Source organism: Mycobacterium sp. SM3041, from assembly GCF_039668335.1.
GTDB lineage: Bacteria > Actinomycetota > Actinomycetes > Mycobacteriales > Mycobacteriaceae > Mycobacterium.
This window is the reverse complement of the sequence record NZ_JAYXBQ010000003.1, coordinates 1-1,233: the sequence shown is the minus strand read 5'-3', so window position 1 is coordinate 1,233 and position 1,233 is coordinate 1. Positions and strand designations below refer to the sequence as shown.

Below are 1,233 nucleotides of genomic sequence, written 5' to 3'. Positions count from 1 at the left end.
CAACGTGGCTAGGCGGCTTGGTTCAAGAGCGCGGCTAGGCGTTGGGCTGGGGTGTCCAGATCGAGAGTGGGTCGGGGACGCTTGTTGAGGGTGTCCTGGATACGGGTGAGGTCGGCTTTGGTGTGCACGCTCAGGTCGGTGCCTTTTTCGAACCAGAACCGCAGCAGCCGGTTGGTGTTCTCGTTGCTCCCGCGCTGCCAGGGTGAGTGCGGATCGCAGAAGTAGACCGGCGCCTTGAGCGCCAGTTTGATGTCACGCCAGTTCGCCATCTCGCTGCCGCGGTCCCAGGTGATGCTGCGGCGCAGGTGTTCGGGCAGCTCACTCATCGCCGCGATCATCGCCGCGGCCACCGAGTCGGCGGTGTGATCGTCGGGTAGGTGCAACAAGATGGTGAACCGGGTGCTGCGTTCGACCAGGGTGCCGATCGCGCTGCCGCCGCGAGTACCCAGGATCAGGTCGCCTTCCCAATGTCCCGGCACGGCACGGTCATTGGCCTCGGCTGGCCGGTCACTGATGGTGAACACATCGGTGAACTTGCCGCGGCGTTCGGTGTGGTCGCGGGGCTTGCGGGCGGCCCGTTTGGTGGACAGGCACTTGTTCAGATCAGCGCGCAGTTGGCCACGGCCCTGCACGTAAAGGCACTGGTAGATGGTTTCGTGGCTCACGCGTTTGAGCCTGTCATGCGGGTGATCGCGGGCCAACATCTCGGCGATCAGTTTCGGGCTCCACCCGTCATCCATCCACGTTTCGATGGCGGCGCACAGCGCGGTGTCGTTGAGTTTGAACGCTTTTGGTCGGTGTGACCTCTGCGCCGCCCGCCCGTGTGCCATCCGGGCGTGGTAGTCGCCGTCGGCATTGCTGTTGCGCCGCACCTCACGCCAGATGACGCTGCGGTGGCGGCCGATCTGCGTACCGATCTGCTCATAAGTCAGGCCAGCATCGCGGCCCCGCATGATCGCGATGCGCTCATCGAGACTGAGCCGATGCCCCCGTCCACCGGGCCGATCGGGAACGCCGGCCTCGGCCAGCCCGTGCATGCCGCTGCCCATGATCAGTTTCATCGCACCAGCGTTGCGCCACCACACCCACGCCGAGGTCGTCGACACACCCATCGCCTTGGCCGTCTCGATTAATGGAGCGCCCTGACACACCCGGTCAAACAACTCCCGCCGGGTCTGCTTCGAATGCGGATACCCACTGGGCACGACAACCTCCCAAATCAATGGATGTTGT

1 protein-coding gene is annotated in these 1,233 nt (G+C 64.5%); it reads right to left on the bottom strand.

The features are described 5' to 3' along the window. Positions 1-8: 8 nt before the first annotated feature. Positions 9-1,205, bottom strand: a complete 1,197-nt coding sequence (locus tag VXD91_RS02830; protein WP_212807977.1) for an IS30 family transposase — start codon at positions 1,203-1,205, stop codon at positions 9-11. Positions 1,206-1,233 lie beyond the last annotated feature (28 nt).